At 64.7% G+C, this 7215-nt stretch carries 6 protein-coding genes and 1 pseudogene; 2 read left to right on the top strand and 5 right to left on the bottom strand.

Annotation, left to right across the window (positions count from 1 at the left end; translation table 11 throughout):
• Positions 1 to 86: 86 nt before the first annotated feature.
• Positions 87 to 1175: an AI-2E family transporter gene (locus ACFDS3_RS12165; RefSeq protein WP_375262620.1), complete on the top strand. Its 1089-nt coding sequence runs from the start codon at positions 87 to 89 to the stop codon at positions 1173 to 1175.
• Positions 1176 to 1305: 130 nt separating this feature from the next.
• Positions 1306 to 2299: pseudogene (locus ACFDS3_RS12160) on the top strand (IS30 family transposase).
• A 118-nt stretch (positions 2300 to 2417) separates the two neighbouring features.
• Here ACFDS3_RS12160 and tsf read toward each other — a convergent pair.
• The 5 genes from tsf to lpxA all read right to left on the bottom strand — a co-directional run bounded on the left by tsf (position 2418) and on the right by lpxA (position 7214).
• Positions 2418 to 3296 (bottom strand): translation elongation factor Ts, encoded by an 879-nt coding sequence (gene tsf / locus ACFDS3_RS12155; protein ID WP_375262619.1) that lies wholly within the window; start codon positions 3294 to 3296, stop codon positions 2418 to 2420.
• Positions 3297 to 3383: 87 nt separating this feature from the next.
• On the bottom strand, positions 3384 to 4238 hold the full coding sequence (gene rpsB, locus ACFDS3_RS12150; protein WP_375262618.1) for a 30S ribosomal protein S2: 855 nt from the start codon (positions 4236 to 4238) through the stop codon (positions 3384 to 3386).
• 125 nt (positions 4239 to 4363) lie between these two features.
• Positions 4364 to 5515 carry a lipid-A-disaccharide synthase gene (lpxB, locus tag ACFDS3_RS12145; protein ID WP_375262617.1) on the bottom strand — a complete coding sequence of 384 codons (1152 nt, stop codon included), beginning with the start codon at positions 5513 to 5515 and terminating at the stop codon, positions 4364 to 4366.
• Positions 5515 to 6420 carry an LpxI family protein gene (locus ACFDS3_RS12140; protein ID WP_375262616.1) on the bottom strand — a complete coding sequence of 302 codons (906 nt, stop codon included), beginning with the start codon at positions 6418 to 6420 and terminating at the stop codon, positions 5515 to 5517. Before ACFDS3_RS12140 ends, lpxB begins: the two co-directional genes overlap by 1 nt.
• Complete coding sequence (lpxA, locus tag ACFDS3_RS12135) at positions 6417 to 7214, bottom strand: acyl-ACP--UDP-N-acetylglucosamine O-acyltransferase (protein ID WP_375262615.1); 798 nt, start codon at positions 7212 to 7214, stop codon at positions 6417 to 6419. The genes ACFDS3_RS12140 and lpxA overlap by 4 nt, the downstream gene beginning before the upstream one ends.
• Between the last annotated feature and the right edge of the window lies 1 nt (position 7215).

The raw sequence follows: 7215 nt of genomic DNA, 5'->3' as shown, positions 1-7215 counted from the left end.
CATGCCCGACCCCATCCGAACCGTCCGCGGCGCCGGATACGCCCTCGGATGAAGGAACATCGCCTGACGCGACGCGTTCGGGCGAGATGGAATCCGATCAGGTCAATCGACTTCAAACTGCCGCGAACATTGCGCTTATCGTCGCCGGTGTTGTGGCAATCTTCTGGGCGCTTTACGTCGCGCAGAGCGTGTTCGCACCGACGATGCTTGCTTTCGTGTTCGGCGTCGTTCTCTCGCCTCTCTCGGATTTCTGGGAGCGGCTCGGCCTGAAGCGCGGTCTGTCCGCACTCCTGAGCCTCGTCCTGACGCTCTTTCTTATCGTGCTGATCGCGGGTCTTGCGCTGCCGGTGGCAGATCGCCTGATTGACGCATGGCCGACAATCCTGACAGAGACGCGCGCGTTCATCTTTGACTTTCAAGTGATGCTTCAAGGCATTGAATCTGCGGGAGAAGAGGTTCGTCAAGCGGTCAGCGGATCGGGAGAAAATGGCGGTGGCTCCGAAGGGAGCGCTATCGCGATCCCCACAACGGCCGATGCACTGTTTCTCGCGCCCTCGGTCCTTGGGCAGACCATTACCTTTGCGGGCGTGTTGTTCTTTTTCCTGCTGACCCGGAACGACGTCTACGCCTGGATCGCTCAGCACGTCGCGCCTGCAGATCTCGAGACGGAGACGGCGTACCGTCTCAAGCAAGCCGAGCGCGAGGTGGCGCGCTATTTCCTGACGATCTCGGTGGTCAACGCGGGCTTCGGGATCTGCACGTCGATTGCAATGCTGCTGCTCGGAGTGCCGGCGCCGCTGCTATGGGGTGCTGCGGTCTTCGTGCTGAACTTCATCCTGTATCTCGGCCCGGCGCTGATTTTCGCAGGATTGCTGTTGACCGGGCTGATCGTTTTCGACGGCAGCTATTCCTTCGTGCCGGCCTTGGTGTTCCTCGGGCTGAACTTGATCGAAGCCCAGTTCGTCACGCCATCGGCTATCGGTCGCACGATGCGAGTCAATCCGCTCCTGATCTTCTTCGCACTCGTCTTCTTTCTGTGGCTCTGGGGGCCGCTCGGCGGCTTCGTGGCCATTCCGACACTCCTCTGGGGGCTGTCGCTCACGAAGGAATTTTCCGCCACGCGCAAGGATGTACGGGACGCCGTTCGCGTGGCGACAGAAGAGCCACACGATTGATCTGCAATCCTAATATTAACATAATCATGATTACCGGAACGGAAGATGTACCTTGGTGGATTCACATTCGAAGTGCCAATTCTGTATTTGAACAGAAGCTTGCACGGAGGATGCCATGGGACGCTCTTAGCTGCACCTGAACCTGGAAGAACGGCGAAAGATCGCTTAGTGGCTTGAGGCTGGCATGCCGGTGCCGGAGATCGCGGATCGCCCGAGCCGCGCGCCCGCCTCGATCTACCGGGAGCTCAAACGCAACTTCTACGATGACAAGGAGATCCCGGAGCTGAACGGATACTACGCGATCAACGCTCAGGACATGTCCAAGCGGCGCCGCGCGATCCACCGTAAGATGGTCATTCACCCGCAGCTGAAGGCCGGCGTCGAAGATCGGCTGAAGGCCGGCTGGTCTCCCCAACAGATCCCGGGAGGATGCGCGTAGAGCGCCACCCGATCCGGGTCAGTCACGAGACGATCTACCGGTTCGCCTACTCGAAGGATGCCGCGCCGAGGCGTTCTACCGCCACCTTCCCGAGCACCGCAGGCGCCGCCGTCCGCGGGGATACCGGCGACACAGCCGCACGCGCATGTTCGACACCCAGAGCTTGTCACACAGGCCCGAACGGACCGCCGATCGCGTCGAGTTCGGCCACTGGGAGCGCGACCTGATGCTGTTCCGCAAGGAGCACGGCAAGATCAACGTGACCTCTCTGGTGGAACGGGTCAGCCGCTACACCGTCGTCCTGCGCAACGAGGATCGCCAGTCCAAGCCGATCATGGAGATGCTCATCCAGAAGCTCGCCTCCCTCCCCGCAGAGGCCCGGCAGTCGGCCACCTTCGACCGCGGCTCCGAGTTCTCCGCCTGGAAGCAGCTCAAGCTGGGGATCGGCATGGACAGCTGGTTCTGCGACCCCCAGGCGCCGTGGCAGAAGGGCACTGTAGAGAATACGAACGACAGGCTGCGAAGGTACCTGCCCCGCTCGACCGACCCGACGGCGCTGACGAATCGATATTTGGGGTCGATTTGTCAGCGCCTCAACACCACGCCGCGCAAGTGCCTCGGGTACCGGACGCCGGCAGAAGTCTTCGAAAACAACCTCGCAGCCATACGCAGCCAGCCAAAATAGCATGCCGATTCAGAGATTTGTACTTCGATGAGAGTCGACACTTTCGTGCCCCCGACTCACGCACAAGAAAGGCGCTCCGTTACCGAAGCGCCTTTCTGACTTGGTCAGGTGAAGGACCTTAGCCCTTGCCGGCGGCCTTCGCGACTTCGGCGGCGAAGTCTTCTCTTTCAACCGCAATGCCTTCGCCCACTTCGACGCGTTCGAAGCCGGTAATTTCGATGCCGGCCTCTTTCGCGGCGGCGCCGACGGTCAGGTCCGGGTTCACGACGAATGCCTGATTGACCAGCGTGACCTCGGCCAGGAACTTCTTCATGCGACCTTCGATCATCTTTTCGATGACCTGCTCGGGCTTGCCGGACTCGCGGGCGATGTCCATCTGGATCGCCTTTTCCTTGTCGACGATGCTCCGATCGAGTTCTTGCTCGTTCAAAGCCGCCGGGTTCACGGCGGCGATGTGCATCGCGATCTGGCGCGCGGTCGCGGTGTCGTCGCCCGTGAAGGCCACCAGCACACCGATCTTGCCCATGCCGTCAGCTGCGGCGTTGTGCACGTAGGCAGCAACGTTCTGACCTTCGAGCTTCGCCATCCGGCGCAGCGTCATGTTCTCGCCGATCTTGGCGATTGCGTCGGTCAGACGCTCGCTGACAGGCTTGCCGCCCATGTCGGCGTCGCGCAATTCTTCGACCGAGGAGCTGTTCACCGCGATCTTCGCGATGTCGCCCACCAGCTTCTGGAACTCGGCGTTCTTCGCCACGAAGTCTGTTTCGGAGTTGATCTCGACCGCCACGCCGATGCCGCCTTCGACCTGAACGGCCACGAGGCCCTCGGCCGCGGTACGGTCGGCTTTCTTGGCGGCCTTGGCGAGGCCCTTGGTGCGCAGCCAATCCACCGCGGCGTCCATGTCGCCATCGGTTTCGGTCAGCGCCTTCTTGGCGTCCATCATGCCCGCGCCGGTCGACTCGCGGAGCTGTTTCACGTCTGCTGCGGTGATCGCCATGTTTCGGCTCTCCTCATTCTCGGTAGCCCGGAGCGGGGTCTACCCCGCTCCGATGACAATTCTGTAAAAAGGCGAAGGACTGTGTCCTTACTCCTTGTTCTCAAGCTCGTAGGGAGCGTCCTTGGCCTTCGCATCGTCGGCCACCGCCTCGTCGGAGACGTCCAGCGGCTCGGACTGGTTCGCCGGCGTATCCAGCACCTCGTCCTCGGCCGGAGCGTCTTCCATCTCGCCCACGTCGTAGCCGGCTTGCGCCATCTGCGCCGACATCCCGTCGAGCGCGGCACGCGATGCCAGATCGCAGTAGAGCTGGATTGCGCGGGCGGCATCGTCGTTGCCCGGGATCATGTAGTCCACGCCGTCGGGCGAGCAGTTGGTGTCGACAACGGCCACGACCGGGATACCCAGCTTCTTGGCTTCGGCGATGGCCAGGTCTTCCTTGTTCACGTCAATGACGAACAGGAGGTCCGGCACGCCGCCCATCTCGCGGATACCGCCGAGCGAGGCATTCAGCTTGGCCTGGTCACGCTCCATCGCGAGACGCTCGCGCTTGGTCAGACCGCCGGCACCTTCGGCCATGCGCTCGTCGATCTCGCGCAGGCGGTTGATCGACTGCGAAACGGTCTTCCAGTTGGTCAGCGTGCCGCCGAGCCAACGGTGGTTCATGTAGTACTGGGCGCAGCGCTCGGCGGCGTCGGCGATCGGCTTCTGGGCCTGACGCTTTGTACCGACGAAGAGGATGCGGCCGTTCTTCGCGACGGTATCGCGGATGACCTGAAGCGCCTGGTCCAGCATCGGGACCGTCTGGGTCAGGTCGACGATGTGGATGCCGTTGCGGTCGCCGTAGATATACGGCCCCATGCGGGGGTTCCAGCGCTGGGTCTGGTGACCAAAGTGAACGCCAGCTTCAAGAAGCTGACGCAGAGAGAACTCGGGAAGAGCCATCCTGCTATCCTTTTCCGGTTTCATACCTTGGTGCGGCCTTTATTACCCCGCGATCGGGGCAACCGGTGGACGAACGGGGATGTCTCCCCCGGCCGCCCGGACCGCACCTGTGAAGTGGGGGTCCCCTAGCGGTCTTTGCCTTCGGATGCAAGTCCGTCGAGCACCGCCCGCGCGGCACGCAGACCAGGGGCTTTCCCGCCCTGCCCCAGCGCCTTCATCGTGCGGTCCAGCGCCGGCGTCTGCAGCCCCGGTTCCTGCCACAGCGCATCAAGAGCATCGGCAACCGGACCGGGGCGGCATGCGGGGCCGAGGTACTCGGGCACGACGTTCCTGCCCTCGATCAGGTTCACCAGCGTCACCGTGTCGGTGCGCACCATGCGCGACAGGATCTGCCAGCTGAGCCAGTTCATGTCATAGGCAATGACCATCGGTGTGCCGGCTTTGGCCAGTTCCAGCGAGACCGTTCCCGACGCGGCGAGCGCCGCACGAGCACCAGCGAATGCGGCAGCCTTCTCGGCCTTGTCCGGCTGTTCCAGCAGGATCGTTTCGGGCCAGGTGCGTGTTGCGACGCAAAGCTGCTCTTCGCGCCCCGGAGCCACCGGAAGCACGATGCGCAGATCCGGGTGGCGTGCCGCCATCTGCGTCAGCGCGGCGCCGAAGATCGGCGCGAGGCGCTCGACCTCGGACCGGCGCGATCCCGGCAGAACCAGCAGGTACGGTGCGTCGCCAAGATCATGTCGCGCGCGGAAGGCGGCGACGTCGGCCTCGGTTGCGGCGGGTTCGGACACGACAGGATGGCCGACGAAATCGCAGCGCATCCCGGCGTGTTCCATGAAAGGTGGCTCGAACGGCAAGAGGGCCAACACCTGGTCGACGTGCGGCGCCATCCTCACCGCGCGCCCCGGACGCCACGCCCAGACTGACGGGGCGACATAGTGTACGGTCCGAAGACGGGCGGCCTTGCGGACGCGCTTGGCGACGCGAAGGCCGAAATCGGGACTGTCTACGGTAATAAGCACATCCGGCGCGGCGACGACGACGGCGTCGGCCGTCTGGATCATCCGCCGGCGTAGCGCGGGATAGCGCGGCAGCACCTCGGCGATCCCCATCACCGACAGCTCGTCCATCGGAAAGAGGCTGTCGAGACCCTGCTCGGCCATCAGGGGCCCGCCGACGCCCATGACCTCGACCTCGCCGGCAAGCTGGCGAAGCCCCTCGATCAGCGCCGCGCCCAGCCGGTCGCCCGAAGCTTCGCCGGCGACCAGGAACACACGCATCAGACCACGCGCACCCAAAGCCCTGAGGAATCGGCGGCCTGCGCCACATCCTCGCGATCCAGGACGATGACGCCACCGGATGCGACGACGATCCCGGAAAGGCCGGCCGCGGCAGCCCGGCGCACCGTGTCGGAGCCGATCGTCGGCATGTCCACGCGCAGGTCCTGCCCGGGTTTCGGCGCCTTCGCCAGCACACCACCGGCCGGTGTCGGCGCCCACAGGCTTTCCCGAGCGGGGTCCGGATCGGGCCCGCTACCCTGCCCGCCAAGGCCGAGCGCCTCGAGCGTCTGGGACTTCAGGTTCATCTCGCGCGCCGGTCCGGCCGGCTCGACATGGCGGCGCATCGCCGCGACGCTGGCCAGCATCCAATCGGTGCCGGGCAACGCTTCGACCGCCAGGACCTGCCCGCCAGCCACCACGCAACCCTGACCGATATCGGCCGGGCCGGTCGTGGAGAGAACCGACATGGCGCGGTCCATGTCGCGCGTGTCCCGCTCGGTCGGCTCGCGCGCGCCGAGAGCACCGGCGGGCGGCAGGAGTTCGGGGCACAGCTCGGCCGCGCCAACGACTTCCATCCCCGCCTCCTCGATCAGGCTCACAAGCACCCGAAGCGCCCCGTCATCACCCTTGCCCAGAGCAGTGACGATCCGCGGAACCAGCGGCTGCGTGGCTTCGTCGATCTGCGACAGGTCGACGACAGGCCGACGGATGGCGCCGACAAGGCAAACCTGCCTGATGCCCGACGCCGCAAGCTCGGATAGGAAAGAGCCCAGCACCTCGAGGCGAAAGGTCTCGACCCCCTCGGGCGCGTCGCCCTCGGGTCCGACGACACGAGCCTCGGGGAAGGCCTTGCACAGAATTTCGGGCAGCCGGCCCTGCCCGGCGATGAGGCACAGTTCAGTCACGGCGTCAAAAACCCCCGGTCGCTGCGTTCCAGCACAAAATCGACGATCTGGCGAACGAAGCCGCTGTCGCTCTCTTCACCCAGCCTGCGGGCGCGGTCCTGGAACGTACCCTCGCCCTGCTTCAGCGTCTGCAACGCAGCGCGCAACGCCATGATGTCCGAACGGTCGACGCCCCGGCGCTTCAGCCCCACGAGGTTGAGCCCGTCCAGAACGCCCCGCGGCCCTTGCACGAGCGCGTGCGGGATGACGTCCGCCGTCACCATCGTCACGGCGCCGATGATGGCGCCTTCACCGATGCGGACGAACTGGTGCACACCCGACAACCCGCCGACGATCACGCCGTCACCCAGCATGCAATGCCCGGCGAGCGCCGAGTTGTTGACCATGATGACGTGGTCGCCGATGATGCAGTCATGCGCCACGTGGCAGCCGGCCATGAAGAGGCCGTCGTTCCCCACGCGGGTCACGCCGCCGCCGCCGCCGGTGCCAAGGTTCATCGTCACATGCTCGCGGATGCGGTTCCGCACGCCGATCCGAAGCTCGGTCTTTTCGCCGCCGAACTTCAGGTCCTGCGGGATCTCGCCCAGCACGGCAAAGGGGTGGACCAGAGTGCCTTCCCCGACGCTGGTGCGGCCCTTGATGACGACGTGGCTCATCACCTTGACATTGGGACCAAGCTCGACCTCTGCGCCGATCAGCGAGAATGGGCCGATCGTTACGCCGGGACCAATCCGCGCACCGTCCTCGATCACCGCATGCGGGTGGATTTCGGATGTCGGGTCGATCCGGCTCACT

Source organism: Palleronia sp., from assembly GCF_042089775.1.
Taxonomy (GTDB): Bacteria; Pseudomonadota; Alphaproteobacteria; order Rhodobacterales; family Rhodobacteraceae; genus Palleronia.
Note: the sequence above shows the minus strand (reverse complement) of the source record. Positions and strands in the feature narration are given on the sequence as shown.

Bases quoted from the DNA above. Each gene is read 5' to 3' on its own strand.
- ACFDS3_RS12165 (WP_375262620.1), top strand. From the start codon at position 87: ATGGAATCCGATCAGGTCAATCGACTTCAAACTGCCGCGAACATTGCG.
- tsf (WP_375262619.1), bottom strand. From the start codon at position 3,296: ATGGCGATCACCGCAGCAGACGTGAAACAGCTCCGCGAGTCGACCGGC.
- rpsB (WP_375262618.1), bottom strand. From the start codon at position 4,238: ATGGCTCTTCCCGAGTTCTCTCTGCGTCAGCTTCTTGAAGCTGGCGTT.
- lpxB (WP_375262617.1), bottom strand. From the start codon at position 5,515: ATGCGTGTGTTCCTGGTCGCCGGCGAAGCTTCGGGCGACCGGCTGGGC.